The sequence below is a fragment of the Spirosoma utsteinense genome, from assembly GCF_014282275.1.
GTDB lineage: Bacteria > Bacteroidota > Bacteroidia > Cytophagales > Spirosomataceae > Spirosoma > Spirosoma utsteinense.
This window is the reverse complement of the sequence record NZ_VFIA01000018.1, coordinates 12,953-28,248: the sequence shown is the minus strand read 5'-3', so window position 1 is coordinate 28,248 and position 15,296 is coordinate 12,953. Positions and strand designations below refer to the sequence as shown.

12 protein-coding genes are annotated in these 15,296 nt (G+C 53.5%); 8 read left to right on the top strand and 4 right to left on the bottom strand.

Annotation, left to right across the window (positions count from 1 at the left end; translation table 11 throughout):
• Nucleotides 1-74 precede the first annotated feature (74 nt).
• The gene (locus tag FH603_RS15360; protein ID WP_186738416.1) at nucleotides 75-1,013 is read left to right on the top strand and encodes an NAD(P)-dependent oxidoreductase; all 939 of its coding nucleotides are present in this window, start codon (nucleotides 75-77) and stop codon (nucleotides 1,011-1,013) included.
• A 61-nt stretch (nucleotides 1,014-1,074) separates the two neighbouring features.
• Here FH603_RS15360 and FH603_RS15355 read toward each other — a convergent pair whose 3' ends face one another.
• On the bottom strand, nucleotides 1,075-2,874 hold the full coding sequence (locus tag FH603_RS15355; RefSeq protein ID WP_186738415.1) for an IPT/TIG domain-containing protein: 1,800 nt from the start codon (nucleotides 2,872-2,874) through the stop codon (nucleotides 1,075-1,077).
• A gap of 196 nt (nucleotides 2,875-3,070) precedes the next feature.
• Here FH603_RS15355 and FH603_RS15350 point away from each other — a divergent pair, with 196 nt between their 5' ends.
• Nucleotides 3,071-4,603: a P-loop NTPase family protein gene (locus tag FH603_RS15350; protein ID WP_186738414.1), complete on the top strand. Its 1,533-nt coding sequence runs from the start codon at nucleotides 3,071-3,073 to the stop codon at nucleotides 4,601-4,603.
• A gap of 90 nt (nucleotides 4,604-4,693) precedes the next feature.
• On the opposite strand, the gene FH603_RS15345 is transcribed toward FH603_RS15350, so the two are convergent.
• Nucleotides 4,694-5,131 carry a WapI family immunity protein gene (locus tag FH603_RS15345; RefSeq protein WP_186738413.1) on the bottom strand — a complete coding sequence of 146 codons (438 nt, stop codon included), beginning with the start codon at nucleotides 5,129-5,131 and terminating at the stop codon, nucleotides 4,694-4,696.
• Nucleotides 5,132-5,578: 447 nt separating this feature from the next.
• On the opposite strand from FH603_RS15345, the gene FH603_RS15340 reads away from it, so the two are divergent.
• The 4 genes from FH603_RS15340 (at nucleotide 5,579) to mnmE (ending at nucleotide 9,446) form a co-directional block, all read left to right on the top strand.
• On the top strand, nucleotides 5,579-5,959 hold the full coding sequence (locus FH603_RS15340) for a response regulator (protein ID WP_186738412.1): 381 nt from the start codon (nucleotides 5,579-5,581) through the stop codon (nucleotides 5,957-5,959).
• Between the two features lie 114 nt (nucleotides 5,960-6,073).
• Nucleotides 6,074-6,835 (top strand): MBL fold metallo-hydrolase, encoded by a 762-nt coding sequence (locus FH603_RS15335; RefSeq protein ID WP_186738411.1) that lies wholly within the window; start codon nucleotides 6,074-6,076, stop codon nucleotides 6,833-6,835.
• Nucleotides 6,836-6,938: 103 nt separating this feature from the next.
• Nucleotides 6,939-8,018, top strand: a complete 1,080-nt coding sequence (locus tag FH603_RS15330) for an oxygenase MpaB family protein (RefSeq protein WP_186738410.1) — start codon at nucleotides 6,939-6,941, stop codon at nucleotides 8,016-8,018.
• 51 nt (nucleotides 8,019-8,069) lie between these two features.
• A complete protein-coding gene (mnmE, locus tag FH603_RS15325) occupies nucleotides 8,070-9,446 on the top strand; it encodes a tRNA uridine-5-carboxymethylaminomethyl(34) synthesis GTPase MnmE (protein WP_186738409.1) in 1,377 nt (458 codons plus the stop codon).
• 192 nt (nucleotides 9,447-9,638) lie between these two features.
• Here mnmE and FH603_RS15320 read toward each other — a convergent pair whose 3' ends face one another.
• Both FH603_RS15320 and FH603_RS15315 read right to left on the bottom strand, forming a co-directional pair.
• On the bottom strand, nucleotides 9,639-10,271 hold the full coding sequence (locus FH603_RS15320; protein WP_186738408.1) for a hypothetical protein: 633 nt from the start codon (nucleotides 10,269-10,271) through the stop codon (nucleotides 9,639-9,641).
• A 249-nt stretch (nucleotides 10,272-10,520) separates the two neighbouring features.
• Nucleotides 10,521-13,118, bottom strand: coding sequence for a T9SS type A sorting domain-containing protein (locus tag FH603_RS15315; protein ID WP_244968008.1), 2,598 nt, complete (start codon nucleotides 13,116-13,118; stop codon nucleotides 10,521-10,523).
• Between the two features lie 420 nt (nucleotides 13,119-13,538).
• On the opposite strand from FH603_RS15315, the gene FH603_RS15310 reads away from it, so the two are divergent.
• On the top strand, nucleotides 13,539-14,009 hold the full coding sequence (locus tag FH603_RS15310; RefSeq protein WP_186738407.1) for a LexA family protein: 471 nt from the start codon (nucleotides 13,539-13,541) through the stop codon (nucleotides 14,007-14,009).
• Entirely contained in the window at nucleotides 13,993-15,276 is a 1,284-nt protein-coding gene (locus FH603_RS15305; protein WP_186738406.1) for a Y-family DNA polymerase, read from the top strand. The genes FH603_RS15310 and FH603_RS15305 overlap by 17 nt, the downstream gene beginning before the upstream one ends.
• The last annotated feature ends 20 nt before the right edge of the window (nucleotides 15,277-15,296 follow it).

Sequence of the window (15,296 nt, the reverse complement as noted above, 5' to 3'; positions counted from 1 at the left end):
TTTATCAGTGAAATAGCCGACCGATTATTGCTCGCTGCTGGTTGTATAGACTGCAAGTTACGAAAACACAACGGATGTCCCAGACCCTGCCCGCCATTCTCATTGCCGACGAAATGCACCCGTCGCTGTTCAACCTGCTCAGTGAAGCTGGCTTTACCTATACCTATCAGCCCAGGATTACCCGGGCTGAACTGATTCAGCAACTCGAACCGTATGCCGGGTTGATCATCCGAAGCAAAACCACCGTCGACGCCGAACTGCTCAGTCAGGCACCCAACCTGCGGTTCATTGGTCGGGCCGGGGCGGGGCTTGATTTGATCGATCTGGAGACGACCGGGCGGCTGGGCATTCGGGTATTCCACGCCGGAGAAGGTAACCGCGATGCCGTGGGTGAACAGGCTGTTGGTATGCTCCTGGCACTGTTGACCAATTTACTCCGGGCCGACCGCGAAGTGCGTCAGGGAATCTGGGACCGTGAAGGAAACCGGGGCTACGAACTGGGTAGTCTTACGGTAGGTCTTATCGGATATGGCAATAACGGGAGTGCAACCGCACGTCGGCTCAGCGGATTTGGATGTCGGGCGCTGGCCTACGATAAATACCTGACCAATTATGGAAATCAGTACGCCCAGGAGGCTACCCTGGAGCAGATTCAGGCCGAAGCGGATGTGCTTAGTCTACATGTCCCCTTGACCGACGATACACGCATGCTGGTGAATGATGAATTTATCGATCAGTTTGCGAAGCCGTTTTACCTCATGAACGTAGCACGGGGTGAAATTGTCGCTCTGTCGGCCGTTGTGCGGGGATTGGAATCAGGTAAACTGCGCGGTGCCTGTCTGGATGTTCTTGAGAATGAAAAATTAAGCAAACTAACGCCCGCCCAGCAACAGGCTTTTGATTACCTGCGCCAATCGGACCGGGTTGTGCTAACACCCCATATCGCAGGCTGGACCCACGAAAGCTATATCCGGATCAACGAGGTACTGATCAGGCAGCTAACCCAGGGTTAACCCGTTCTCTTTTTTATTTTTGTTTTCAACCCACGACCGTGGGTTGAAAACAAAATGACGGTTATTTCTCCAGCGTGAAATTCGTGCTGGTGCAGGTCACTCCGCCCTCGCTCGTCAAACAGATCTGACCGGTGACAGCACCGACCGGTACCGTTACTACCAGCTGACCATTCGCATCGACGACGAATGTAGCGGCCGACGATGTCCCGTTGCTGAATTTAACCTGCTGTACAGCCGTTAGATTCTGACCCGATATCACCAGAGTAGCACCAACCTTGGCGGTTTTAGGAGCGAAGTCAATGATCGACACGGGAGGGATTACCGTAAAGACACTGGTCGTTGTTTCGCCTGCCGCATTCACAATACGCAGCGGTCCGGTTTGTGCTCCGTTAGGGACCAGTACCCACCGTTCCTTATCGTCGTTCCTGCCAGCGTCGATCGCCGGGGTGTTTGTACCGCTGAAAAAGATCTGTGCATCCAGCAGGAAATCGCCTTGTATGATAACCCGGTCGCCGAGTTTGGCTTTGGTCGGCACGGTGCCTGTAATCAGCGGCTTCTGCACCACCACCAGCGGAATTGCCGACGTTACTGACCCCGCCCGGTTAACGACGGTGATGAGACCGCTGGTACCATCGGGGGGTATGTTAACGAGCAGTTGAGACCCTTCAACCCGGTCCGTAATAGATACAGACTGGCCGTTGATGCGTACATCGGTGATACGATACAGGTTTTGCCCCGATATCGTAATTGCCCGGCTGCGTACCTGACGTGCTGGTGTGAAGGTAATGGCGCCGGGCTTCTGGTAATAAAAGAAGGGGTCGGCTGCCCGGCTGTTACCGCCAACACTACTCACGGCTATCGTAACCGAGCCTGTAACGGCCAATGGGGGTACGATGACCTCGATTTCGGTATTGCTTACGATCCGAAACTGGGCGGCAACCGTACCAAACGATACCGCCGATACGTCGCGCAGGTTACCGCCGGTGAGCAGAAGTTTATCCCCGGCAACACCGTCCCGTGCGCCAAGGGCAGTAATGAATGGCGGCTGAATAACCTGTACGGTATCGGTGCTGCTGGCTATTAGCTTCTCAAAAACCGTGACCGTGATTCGACCTGTAGTAGCAAATTCCGGAACGATCGTCCGAATTTCGGTGTCTTTGATCGTCGTTCTCGTGCGGTCCATCTGCTGGTCGTTGATGCGTATGATGGCATCAGTGAGGTTTGTCCCCTGGATAATCAACTCTGCCCCCGGGCGGGTTATTTTAGGCGAGACACTGGTGATCTGGGGGGTGCCCGCCAGGATGAAATCGCCCGATAAAATGCCCCCTGCCGTCTCAACGACGATCGTTAATGGACCACGTGGTAGGTTGTCCGGCACCACAACGGTGACTGCCTGCGCCGAACTGTCCTGAACAACAGCCCTGACATCGTTGAAGCGAATCTGCCGGATCTGATTCAGGTAATTACCCGTTAGTACGATGGCGGTGCCCGGCAGACCATTACCGGGGGTGATGCCGGTTAGGGTAGGGGGCGGCTGCTGAACCTCAAAAGGCAACGGGTCAGAAACACCCTGGTCATTACTGACCCTGACCTGTGTCAGGCCGGGTGGTACCAGGGGAACAACAGCGCGAATCGAATTTTCGTCCTTTGCTATCAGGGTGGCTGAAACAGCTGTTGCTCCTATCCCAACCGTTACTATCGGATCAGCCCCGAACTGATAGCCTGTCAGGCTGATTTCTGTACCAACAAATGCTTTCGTAGGGGCGATTGTGATTAGTTCTGGAGGATTGGTCTGGACACGGCAGCTCCACCCGACAAGTAACTGGAGGAAGCAGACAAAAAGCGATAATCGTGATTTCATAAAAGCAGCAAATGCAATCTGTACCCGGCACTTCCTGGTAAAATTAGCCATTTTCGGCGTCCAAAAACCATTTCTTTCGAAAGCCTGTTACGTAGTATACAGGATGAGGAATGAATAGCGCGGGTAACATTCGCTGAAAAAGTCCGGAGTATCGGCTTATCTATTCTTCATTTTTTTTATTATCCATCAAGTATCAATGAACTACCGCAGCCTGAAATCAACGAATTTAGTTAAAATAAAGACCCTTGGCGAGTTAAAAGCCGCAGGATACGTATCCCGCCCAATCAAGCAGGAATTGCGGGAGAATCTCATCGAACGTATCAAGAACAAAGAAGTTGTCTTTCCCGGGATCTGGGGGTATGAGGACACGGTAATCCCTGACGTCGAACGGGCGATCCTGTCCATGCACCACATCAACCTCCTGGGTCTTCGTGGTCAGGCCAAGACCCGGATTGCCCGGCTGATGGTGAACCTGCTCGACGAGTACATACCGGTCGTGGCCGGGTCGGAGCTGAACGATGATCCGCTCGAACCGCTGTCGCGCTTTGCCATTGATCTGATTGCTGAAAAAGAGGATGCAACGCCCGTTACGTGGCTGCACCGGGATGACCGGTATACGGAGAAACTGGCAACACCCGATGTGTCGGTAGCTGACCTTATTGGCGACGTGGACCCGATCAAAGCTGCCACGCTGAAGCTGCCTTATTCCGACGAACGGACAATTCACTACGGCCTTATCCCGCGTTCGCACCGGTGTATTTTCGTTATCAACGAGTTGCCCGATTTGCAGGCCCGGATTCAGGTGTCGCTGTTCAATATTTTACAGGAGGGTGACATCCAGATTCGTGGGTTCAAACTTCGCCTGCCGCTCGATATCCAGTTTGTGTTTACCGCTAACCCGGAAGACTATACGAACCGGGGCAGTATTGTAACGCCGTTGAAAGACCGGATCGACTCGCAGATTGTGACCCACTATCCAAAATCCATTGAGATCGGTAAGAAGATCACGATGCAGGAAGCGGTTGTCAAGAACGAGCAAAAAAGCATGGTGAAAACCAACGAGCTTACAGCTGATCTGATTGAGCAGGTGGCACTTGAAGCCCGCGAGAGCGAGTATGTAGATGCGAAAAGCGGTGTGTCGGCCCGGATGACGATTTCGGCCTACGAAAATCTGCTGTCATCGGCCGAGCGACGTACTTTGCTCAATAGTGAAAAAGAAACGTACGTGCGCGTAGCCGATCTGTATGGCGTAGTACCGGCGATCTGTGGTAAAGTCGAACTGGTATACGAAGGCGAAGTGGAAGGGCCGGTTATAGTAGCGCAGAACCTGATCGGGAAAGCGATCCGGAACCAGTTCCTCCAGTATTTTCCTAATCCGGAGAAAGCCAAGAAAGATAAACGGGGCAATCCCTACAAGAAGATTACGGACTGGTTCGGGGAAGGCAATACGATGGATATTCTCAACGACCTGACCAACCGTGACTACGAAGCCCGCCTGAAAACCATCGACGGCCTCGACGACGTAGTAGACCAGTACCATCCAAAATTAACCAAAGCCGAGAAGCTGTTCATGATGGAGTTCGCCCTTCATGGATTGGCTGAACATTCGCTGGTTGGCAAGAAAGCTATGGATACAGGGCAGTCTTTTAAAGATCTGCTCGGCTCCATGTTCGATCCCAACAGCTCATTCGGTGAGGAGGAAGAAGACGAGGACGAGGATAAGTATTAATAAACAGGTAGTCTGTAAGTGAGCCGTGGCTGGTACATACCCTAAGGGTGCGTGTCAGCCACGGCTCATAGTTGTACCAGCTTAGCTTATTTACTCCCGTACCGGGAAGCGCCGTAATTGCTGCTCCAGGTCCAGAATCGCCCCTTGCAATTCACGGTTATCGGGGGTGACGGGCAGATAGAACGGATTTGAATCGCGTTGCCAGTTGGGACGGGCTGCCGAACCGAGTTTAATACCCAGCCGGTAGTTGCCCAGACCGCCAGATAGGTTGTTAAATCCAAGGGCCGGTTCAACAAAGCTGAGCCTGGGTGAGATTTCCCGGCCATTCGCTATCGAGCGCATCCATTTGAGCAACAGTTCGACCTCCCATGTTGATAAAATGGGAGCCGTTTTGACGCATTTTTGACCGTGGTAACTCGTTTTCAGGCTAATGATAAGCCAGTTACGGTCCATAAAATAAGGTGAGTCGCTGCATTCATAATCGAGAATGTTCAACTCGAATCCGCCTTCGGGTCCGGTGAGTTTCATAGCAGTAAAAGAGGAAGGTTTCGAAAAGAAGACCAGTCAATTCAACTCAACACCGTAGGGCAAACCGGAGGATAATGTACCGATACTGTTTAGAGGATAAAAAAACAGGAGTAGGGCAGGTAGTTACTTGTGCATCTATACGTTCTTTCTATATAGCCGCGTGTAAGCCCGTGCTCACCTGATTATAGCCTGTCAGTCTCAGTGTCGTAAGGCAGTAACTCAATAAGTCTGATAGAGTTGAGAGTATAAACCTAGTGAAAAAAATAATACGTGGTGTTACCCGAATGTAAAAAAATCAAATAATTTTCATTGTATTATTACATTTATCGCTATTTGATTACCTTACTGACGTCTGTATCGGCAGGTAGGGCCGGGTAAGCCTTTTTTGTGTTTGCCGATTAAACTGCTAATTTCACCACGCCAAACAAATACGATCCCCAAAGACATATGTCAGCTTCCAAACGCGTCCTGATTGCCGAAGATAGTTCCGTTATTCAGAATCTGGCCCGCAAAATTCTTGAGTTTCAGCACTACGACATTACAGCCGTCAAGAATGGCGAACAGGTGATACAGATTCTGGAAAAAGAAGATTTCAGCATCCTGTTGCTCGATATCAACATGCCCGTTATGGATGGTATGGAGTGTGTTCGACGCGTTCGGGCCATGCCGGAGAAAGAAAAAGCTTCTGTGCCCATCGTCGCCATTACGGGTAATGCCAAGAACTACACTGAAGAAGAATTTAAAACGGCGGGTTTCAACGATGTCCTGGTGAAACCCCTCAACTTCGACCGCCTGGTTGAAGTCGTAAATCAGCTAACGGATAAATAAAGATAACAGAGTCGTTTGTTAGTTAGTCGTACGTCATAAGTGGCTGATGCGCGTGTTGATTTCGCGAGTCAGCCACTTATGACGTATGACTAACTAACAAACGACCGATCAATTATGCTTGTCACTCTGCTGGGAACGGGAACATCGTCGGGGGTACCGCTGATTGGATGTGAGTGCGCCGTTTGCCAATCTGTCGATTACCGCGATAAACGGCTAAGAGCCTCGATCCATATCGCTGTCGAGGGACGCAGTTTCGTGGTCGACACCGGGCCTGATTTTCGCCAGCAGGTGCTGCGGCTACGGCTCAAACAACTGGATGCGGTACTGTTCACCCACGAACATAAAGACCACACCGCCGGGCTGGATGAAGTGAGGGCTTATAACTTTCGGTCGGGACAGGACATGCCCATCTATGCCCGCCCCACCGTACTGGCTCAGTTGAAGCGGGAGTTCGCCTATATCTTCGCCGAACATAAATACCCCGGTGTTCCGCACGTTCGTACTACCGAAATCGTAAATGAGCCGTTCGATGTGTTGGGCATTCCAGTCACTCCTATCGAAGTAATGCACCATAAGCTGCCTGTTTATGGGTTCCGCATCAATGACTTTACCTACCTGACCGACCTCAATCACATCGCCGACGACGAGTTGGAGAAAGTGTATGGCACCAAAGTACTGATCCTCGATGCGCTGCAGCGCATGCCCCATATTTCGCACTTCACCCTCGATCAGGCCGTGGCGTTGGCGCAGCGTATTGGTGCCGACCGGACGTATTTTACCCATATCAGCCATAAACTTGGCCTTCACCGTGAAGTCGAGCGCGAGTTGCCGGCCAATATCCGGCTAGGTTATGACGGCCTGCAGATACATCTGTAGCCTCGCTCCTGTACGTCGGCAATCAGTGGACTAGCCCGATCATGGGGGCCGCCCGACAAACCAATTCCTTCCACCCGGCGTTATCGGCATATATCCCAAGATCATGCCCGCGCTCGTTAAAACATCCCGTCTGTTTCCTGACGAACTTCTGAACCAGTACCGCCAACAGGGCGATGCGCCAGCCGATGCCGTTATGGCCGCTGTTACAGAAGCCAGTGGCTCAGCGGGGCTGCGGCAGCTGATGGGCTGGCTGGCCAACACCACCGACTTCACGACGGACAAACAACCCGACGTAGTGGGTGCGTTCTTTCGTGATCAGGCCAGCTTGCCGGTATGGGCCGATCAGAAACGAATGGCTGGTGGAATGGCTTTTTTTAAGAAACATGCCGGCCAGATCGGGCTGGCGCTGGGTACCTACTCGCTGCCCTATACCTACATGGGTGCCAATGGCGTTCAACTGCTGTGGCTCACCGAGCGTATCAAGAATGACACGGCCCGCCGGTTGCAGGAAACCGGCGAATGGGTTTTTGGCGTGAACAACGCAAAGGAGTGGGCAGGGGCTGTTTTTTCCTCACCCGATCGCGGTGGTATTGCCCCGGTTACCCTTCCTGCGGGGAAACCACCTAAAGCCATTGCCCGCACGCTTAAAATTCGGTTGATTCATGCCGGCGCTCGCTGGTTTGGTCTGCATTCCGGGCGGTGGAACATGGACTGGGGCTATCCCGTCAATCAGGAAGATATGGCCGGTACCAATCTGGCGTTTTCCTACATCGTCCTTCGGGGCTTGCGTAAAACGGGCGTCACCGTCACCGATCAGGAAGAGGAAGACTACCTGCACCATGCCAATGTCATTGCCTCTGTAAACGGTATTTCCGATGAACTGCTGCCCGCCAATCTACGGGAAGCTTACCAGCTCGACCGGTCCATTGCCCGACGGCAGTTCAGGCCGTCAGAAGCGGGTGTGGGCCTGACCCGCTCATTGCTCAATGCAATTGGAAGCCTGGGTGGTGCCGCCACCAACCGACCCGACGCTACCCGGAACCTGGCAGCGGCTCAAATGCGTTTGTTTCTGGGCGACGACTATGCCGATTCACTGGGCATACCAAGCGTGCCCCTTGAGAAACGGATTGTCAACGTGGTAAGTCGCCTGCCTGTTTTTCCAACGACATTTCCCGGTTTTTGAGATGTGGTGTTGTTGCATCACACGTCGTAAACTACAAACCACCCAACGAATTTGTACCAGTTAGAACCTATTGCCGCCCTGGCTACCGCGCCGGGTATTGGTGCCATTGCCGTTGTACGCGTATCGGGCGAAGGCGCCATTGCCATCACCAACCGGCTATTCCGGGGAAAAGACCTTACGCAACAGGCCTCACATACCGCCCATTTTGGGACCTTGAGAAATCAGCAGAACGGCATCATCGACGAAGTGTTGGTGACGGTGTTTCGCGCTCCGAAGTCATTTACCAAAGAAGACGTAGTTGAAATCTCGTGCCACGGGTCGGAGTTCATTATTCAGCAGATTCTGCGCCGGCTCACCCAGGAGGGCGTTCGGCTGGCGCGACCCGGTGAGTTTACGCAACGGGCATTCCTGAACGGTCAATTCGATCTGGTACAGGCCGAAGCGGTTGCCGACCTGATTGCATCCGACTCCGACGCCAGTCACCGGGCCGCGCTCACCCAGCTGCGGGGGGGATTCTCGAAACAGCTGAAAGGGCTCCGTCAGCAACTGATCGACTTTGTGGCGCTGGTCGAACTGGAACTTGATTTTGGTGAGGAAGACGTTGAGTTTGCCCATCGCGACCAGCTCCGTCAACTGATGCTCGACATCCGGCGGGTGCTACACCCGCTGATCGACTCGTTCTCGGTCGGAAACGTGATCAAGAATGGTGTGCCCACCGTCATCGTTGGCAAGCCCAACGCCGGAAAATCGACGCTGTTGAACGCCCTGCTGAACGAAGATAAAGCCATCGTATCCGACATTCCCGGCACTACCCGCGACGTCATTGAAGATGAACTGTTCATCAATGGCATCCGCTTCCGCCTGATCGACACGGCCGGTTTGCGCGAAGCGACCGATACCATCGAAGCTATCGGTATTGAACGGACACAGCAAAAGATGCGTGAGGCTGCCCTCGTCGTTTACCTGTTCGACGGGCTAAACGTATCGCCTGATGATCTGCAAGAGGTTGTAAACGAGGTGCGTTCATCAGGCAAGCCCTATTTGCTTGTCGGGAACAAGCTCGACGCGATCACAGACGAAAAAAAACAGCAGCTGGCAAATATCGTTGGCGAAAGCGTTGTCTGGATATCGGCCGCCAAACAAACGAATCTGGACGAGTTGAAAACGGCCTTATCGTCTCGCGTTCGTACCGATGCGGCTGTGCAGACGGGCAGCGCCGTCGTAACCAGCGCCCGCCACTACGAACACCTGACCGGTACTGACGAAGCGCTTGCCCGGGCCATTACCGGCCTGGACGCGGGCGCTACCCCCGATTGGCTGGCGATGGATCTGCGGGTGGCCCTACAACATCTGGGCGAGTTGACCGGTGAGATCACGACCGATGATTTGCTGGAGTCGATCTTCAGCAAGTTCTGCATCGGAAAGTAATACCTCTCACTAGTAGTAACAGTAAAGCCATCTAGGTCCCTGAACTCACGATACAGGAAGGTTGATATCCGATTGAGTGCCATAGAATACCTTCTGCTGATACAGTTACCACAGCCACTGTCCCGCAATAAGAAAGCCCGCCACGATGATTGGTTAGCGGGCTCTTTGCTGGCTCAATACGCAATGAATACCCTATATTCTGATCAGCGCCCTGCCGCCCGCCAGGGGGAGCGAGTAGCTAATCTGGTCGAAGTCAAGTATATCGGTGTTGTTGAAAACCGGATAGTCATTATCCAGCAGGGTGCCCCGCTGTTCGGCTGAAATCAGCAACTGGTCATTGGATGGCTCCCCGTTTTCCGTTAAAATCTCGGCGTAGCCCCGCACCGCCAGATTCTCGGCACTCAACACAAACGGATTGCCCACATTGGGAAACAAGGCCGCCGAAATGGTTTGGCCCGGCTGGATAGTAAACGGCGTACTTTCAAACGGCTGCGAGGTAGCGAGCGGTGCTAAAGCAGTCAGCAGGGTAGCTGTCTGCGCCCCGGCATTGTCGACCACGAACGAGTGATTCGAGTTGGTCGGGCTGGTTCCTGTCAGGCCGCGATACAGCCGGTTATTGGGGTCTAGAAGATCCTCACTGACAATGTTGGTGGTGAAACGCATCCTGATCGATAAGTCTGCCGAGTTGTTATCGGGGATGTAGGCAATGGTTAGGAAGTATCCCTGCACAACGCGACGGAATGGCGCATTGGACGGGTTGGCGGGGCCGCCTGGGGTTGGCGCAATGCGCTTTACCAGCAGTTCAAATGTGGTGAGAAGAGCCATGATAGTGTTGGTTTACAGGCTATTCGATAGTAAACAGCCAAACAAAGGTTGTCGATGTGCTCTTGCCGTTTTAGCGTAGAGTACATGGAACAGGCTGCGTAGAAATACGGAACTGATCAACCGGTAGCGGTCAACCGACTACGGTCAATGCCTTTTATATCTACAGCTATACCTCTATTAGGGTTAATTTACTTTAACAAAAAGCCCGAATCGTGGTGATTCGGGCTTTTGACGGTAGGGTGAAGCTAACTAATCAGCCTTCAGCACCCGCACCACTTTTGTTTGACCAGGGCTGCTCACCTGAAGTAGGTACATGCCCCCAGGACGACCCAACGGCACGCTAATCTGCTCCATGGCAGCCGCCCGCCCGATGTGCGTTTCGCTCACCGGGCGCCCCTGTAGGTTCGTCAGCGCTACCCGCAGCGGCTGGCCTTCAGCGCCACTCACCGCCACTTGAACCGTCTCACCCACGACCGGGTTGCCCAATACCAGTACCGTCAAGCCACGCTCCAGCTCAGGAGCCCCCAGCCGGGCCCGGCCACAGGTGGCCTTCAGGTTCCACACCAGGGTCACAACAACACCATTCTGACGAGCTTGTAACAGGAAGGGTTGTACATCATTAGCCGTTCGCGAGCCTTCATCGACAAACTGATTGGGATTGGTCGTCCAATCGGTGATGCCCGGCACGGCCCGGTACTCGATTGTTGTACCGTTGCCTCCGCTGGTGTTGAAGGTAAAGGCTCCCGTTTCGCAGTTATAGGTTGGAGGTAATAGCAGAAAGGCTGAGCCAACTGGTGGATCAACAGGTGGAGTACCCGGACCGACTGGGCACTGGGCGCGGATATTCCATACGTAGGTCACCGTCGTGCCATTCTGGGTAGCTGATAGCGTAATCAGGGGTGCATCAGCTGCGGTGCGTAGTGCTATATCAACGAATTGATTCGGATTGGTCGTCGGGCCGGTGATGCCGATAGCGGCAAAGGTGATAGGTGAGCCGTCACCCCCGCTGGTGTTGAAGGTAAAGGCCCCCGTGGTACAATTGTAAGTCGGAGCCAGCAGCGTCAGCGCACCACTGGGCGGGTTGACGGGCGGAGTGCCCGGACCCACCGGACATACGGCTCGGATGTTCCACACGTAAGTGACGAGTGTGCCATTCTGGGTGGCCGAGAGCGTAATCAGGGGTGCATCGGCAGCCGTACGCAGGTCTGTATCGACAAATTGGTCTGGATTGGTCGTTGGGCCAGTGATCCCGATAGCGGCAAACGTAATGGGTGAGCTGTCCCCTCCGCTGGTGTTGAACCTGAAGGCCCCCGTGGTACAGTTATAAGTCGGAGCCAGCAGTGCGAGCGAACCGCCACCGGGTGAGGCCGGATTTACGGTAATGGTATAAACGGTGGTAGCCGAGAGCCCACCCGTTAGGGTACCGTTGCCCAGATCCGTTCCCACCAGCGAGACCGAGTACACACCTGCCGTAGTAGGCGTACCGGCTACAATACCGCTGGCGGTGCCCGTGTAACTCAGGCCGGGTGGCAGCCCGAACGCCTGCACGGCGATGGCCTGCCCATCGGGGTCGGTGAAGGAAGGCGTGTTCTGAAAATAAGCTACGCCTACCGTTGCTGTCTGACTGGGAATGCTGGGCGCAACGGGTGGATTATTAGCAGGCGGGGTTCCCGGTGCGGGGTTGACGGTGATGGTGATGGCCCGCCAGGCGGTTTTTTCGCTGGGGGTTTGGGAGTTGACTAAGGTCAGATTCATCACCCCGGAAGTCAGGGGCGTCCCCCCGATGATGACTTGCGAGCTGAAGCTTAATTGAACGCTCAGACCGTTGGCTGGCAAGCCTGTCACGCCGAGGGTGGTCGAGCCCCCCAGCGGTAGCAGAGAAGGCAGACCGAAGCTAAAAGGCACTCCGACGGTAGCCGTCAGGCTAATTGGAGGAAGCGGGGGGCTGACGGTGATGATATAGACCCTTTCAATGGGGGCGGAATTTGATTCGGTATTGATGATGGTCACGCTCATCACACCTGCCGTGATGGGAGTGCCCCTAATGTGAAGCTCAACAATATCTCTGACCACGCTCAGCCCGTTGGCGGGTAGCCCAATCGCGGAGGTGTTGGTCGTGTATGCGGTGATGGGTAACTTGTAGGAAAACGGCGTCCCAACCATGGCCGTTAGACTGACAGGGGGCGGTGGTGGCGGTGGGGGGGTGACCGTGATAATATAGACCCTCTCAATGGGGGCGGAATTTGATTCGGTATTGATGATGGTCACGCTCATCACACCTGCCGTGATGGGAGTGCCCCTAATGTGAAGCTCAACAATATCTCTGACCACGCTCAGCCCGTTGGCGGGTAGCCCAATCGCGGAGGTGTTGGTCGTGTATGCGGTGATGGGTAACTTGTAGGAAAACGGCGTCCCGACCATGGCCGTCAGGCTGAGCGGGGGCGGAGGTGGGGGTGGGGGGCTGACCGTGATGATCAGCTCTCTGGTAGTAGGGACAGACTCTTCCGTGGTGTTGAGGGTCAAACTCATCACACCTGCCGTAATAGGTCTTCCCTCGATGGTGACATCTATACCCCGCGCGACCAGGCTCAACCCATTGGCGGGCAGCCCTGTTACGGAGATATTGAAGGTGAAGGGAGTTCTGATCACCTGATAGCTAAAGGGCGTGCCAACCATAGCCGTTAAACTGATTGGTGGGGCGTCAATGGTCGGATTCGATAGGTCAAAAGATTCAGTAAACGGAATTGGACGATGGGGCGCATTAACCTTTGCCTGGAGGTTCCAGGAGAAGAGCAGGAGAAACCCGATCAACCAACCGAGTGCCTGAGTGGTAACACGTTTATTCATAGCGGAAGCTTTAGAATTACGAAGATTGGGATACCTCGTAATACTAAGTAGCTCCGGGCAATTAACACGCGTACTTCTGTACCAACGGTAGACAATTTGTAGGAGGATTACCCACATGCGTACTGTCTTCGTCCTCAATTAGTTGGGTTGATTTTACGGAAATTGTTGCCACTTGGTTATGTCATTCGTCAACTCGGCGTCTTCTCATTGCCAATTGAGTTTGGTAATGGTAATTCATAACTGTGTACGTCGTTCATCGAATGACTTCACACCACATCTATACAGTTGTCCTCTCTATGCCCGTGCTCCGAAGAACTCTTGTTGATTTCCAGTCATGATTTAGAGTGTCTACAGTTATGCAATATTTGTATTATATATAACAAAACTTTAATATAGCGACTCTTTGTATTCATTGATGCTATGATAGAAGCCATTGACGCCATTCCGCTCGAGAATATATACCGGATTGATCCGTCTGACCGAACACCGATTCCGCTCTATTCATCTGGCGTACAGGCAGGATTTCCCAGTCCTGCTGAAAACCACATTGAGCGCCGACTCAACTTGCAGGATCTCTGTGTGCCCAACATAGAAACGTCTTACTTTGTCAAAGCCACGGGCGAAAGTATGATTGGCGATTATATTTTTCCCGGCTCTATACTCGTGGTTGATTCCGCTGTTCCCGTGCAAACCGGTAGCGTGATCGTGGCCTGGGTCAACGGAGAATGTTGCGTTAAACGATTCGTCCGGCAGGGTAAACAGATCATGCTCGAATCCAGTAACGAGCGTTATCTACCCATCTACGTGCATCTTCAACAGGATCAGTTCCTGGTGTTAGGTGTGGTAACCTACGTCGTGTCTAAACCACCCAGGTATGTACGGCCTCGTTGATGCTAATAACTTTTACTGCTCAGTAGAACGAAGCTTCAATCCAACGCTGGAAGGAAAGCCCGTCATCGTACTATCGAACCGCGATGGAAATGTGGTCGCGCGTTCGAATGAAGCAAAAGAACTAGGGATAAAAATGGGCGTTGCTTTCTTCGAAACAAAAGAGCTTCGGCAACAGCACGACATCGCCGTTTTCTCCTCCAACTATACGCTCTACGGCGAAACCTCCTCACGTTTGATGAGCTTACTGACACAATTCGTGGAGGATGTGGAAGTTTACTCGATCGATGAGGCATTCCTGCAAGTCGACGGGTATGAGAGCCTGTACCCAACGTATCAGGGGCTGGGGCAGGCGATCCGCGATACGGTCAAACAGTGTCTGCGTATTCCGGTATCGATCGGGTTTGGACCCACCAAGACCTTAGCGAAATTGGCCAATCGCCTGGCCAAGCAACATCCCGAACTGGGTGGCGTATGTATACTGGACAATAAAGGAGCGGTCAACGAAGCGCTTGCAGGGTTTCCTGTTGGTGATCTTTGGGGCGTCGGGCGTCGCTATGCCAGCAAGCTCAAAAAGAACGGCATCGAGACTGCGGCTCAACTGCGGGATGCGCCTGACGACTGGGTGGCGCAGGTGATGACCGTCAACGGGCTACGGTTGGTGTACGAACTGCGCGGGGTGCCGTGTCGCATGCTGGACGTGAGCCCCCTACCGAAAAAAACCATCTGTACGGCCCCTGGTTTCGGTACGGTGATTCCTGACCTGAATACGATCAATGATGCGCTGACGACTCACCTGGCCCGTGCCTGTGAGAAGCTGCGTCGTCAGCGTTCGTTATGTGGTACGGTCACGGTATTCCTCCACACGAACCGATTCCGCAAAACACCCGGGAATGGCCAGCCCGCCAAAGCGTACTACAACAGCCGCACCGTCGAACTGCCCCATCCGACCAACAGCACAGCCGAATTACTCACCTATGCCCAGGAGTCGCTTCGGTCGATTTTTGCCTTCGGGTATAATTACCAAAAAGTCGGGATTATTCTGTCCGATCTGGTGCCTGCCGACTACCGGCAGAAAGGCGTATTCGTCGAGGGTCCCGACGAGCGGTGGATAAAGCTGGGCAGTGTGGTAGATAGACTCAATGGCCGCTATGGGCGGGATAAACTGCGGATGGCCTCCCAGCAATACAATCCCGATTGGCCCATGAAGCCACAGTACCTCTCACCGTGTTACACCACACGCTGGGAGGATATTTTGACGGCTCAGTAGGCGCTTTTCACATAAAAGTT

Coding starts and splice junctions, on each gene's coding strand:
- FH603_RS15360 (WP_186738416.1), top strand. CDS start 75: ATGTCCCAGACCCTGCCCGCCATTCTCATTGCCGACGAAATGCACCCG.
- FH603_RS15355 (WP_186738415.1), bottom strand. CDS start 2,874: ATGAAATCACGATTATCGCTTTTTGTCTGCTTCCTCCAGTTACTTGTC.
- FH603_RS15350 (WP_186738414.1), top strand. CDS start 3,071: ATGAACTACCGCAGCCTGAAATCAACGAATTTAGTTAAAATAAAGACC.
- FH603_RS15345 (WP_186738413.1), bottom strand. CDS start 5,131: ATGAAACTCACCGGACCCGAAGGCGGATTCGAGTTGAACATTCTCGAT.
- FH603_RS15340 (WP_186738412.1), top strand. CDS start 5,579: ATGTCAGCTTCCAAACGCGTCCTGATTGCCGAAGATAGTTCCGTTATT.
- FH603_RS15335 (WP_186738411.1), top strand. CDS start 6,074: ATGCTTGTCACTCTGCTGGGAACGGGAACATCGTCGGGGGTACCGCTG.
- FH603_RS15330 (WP_186738410.1), top strand. CDS start 6,939: ATGCCCGCGCTCGTTAAAACATCCCGTCTGTTTCCTGACGAACTTCTG.
- FH603_RS15320 (WP_186738408.1), bottom strand. CDS start 10,271: ATGGCTCTTCTCACCACATTTGAACTGCTGGTAAAGCGCATTGCGCCA.
- FH603_RS15315 (WP_244968008.1), bottom strand. CDS start 13,118: ATGAATAAACGTGTTACCACTCAGGCACTCGGTTGGTTGATCGGGTTT.
- FH603_RS15310 (WP_186738407.1), top strand. CDS start 13,539: ATGATAGAAGCCATTGACGCCATTCCGCTCGAGAATATATACCGGATT.
- FH603_RS15305 (WP_186738406.1), top strand. CDS start 13,993: ATGTACGGCCTCGTTGATGCTAATAACTTTTACTGCTCAGTAGAACGA.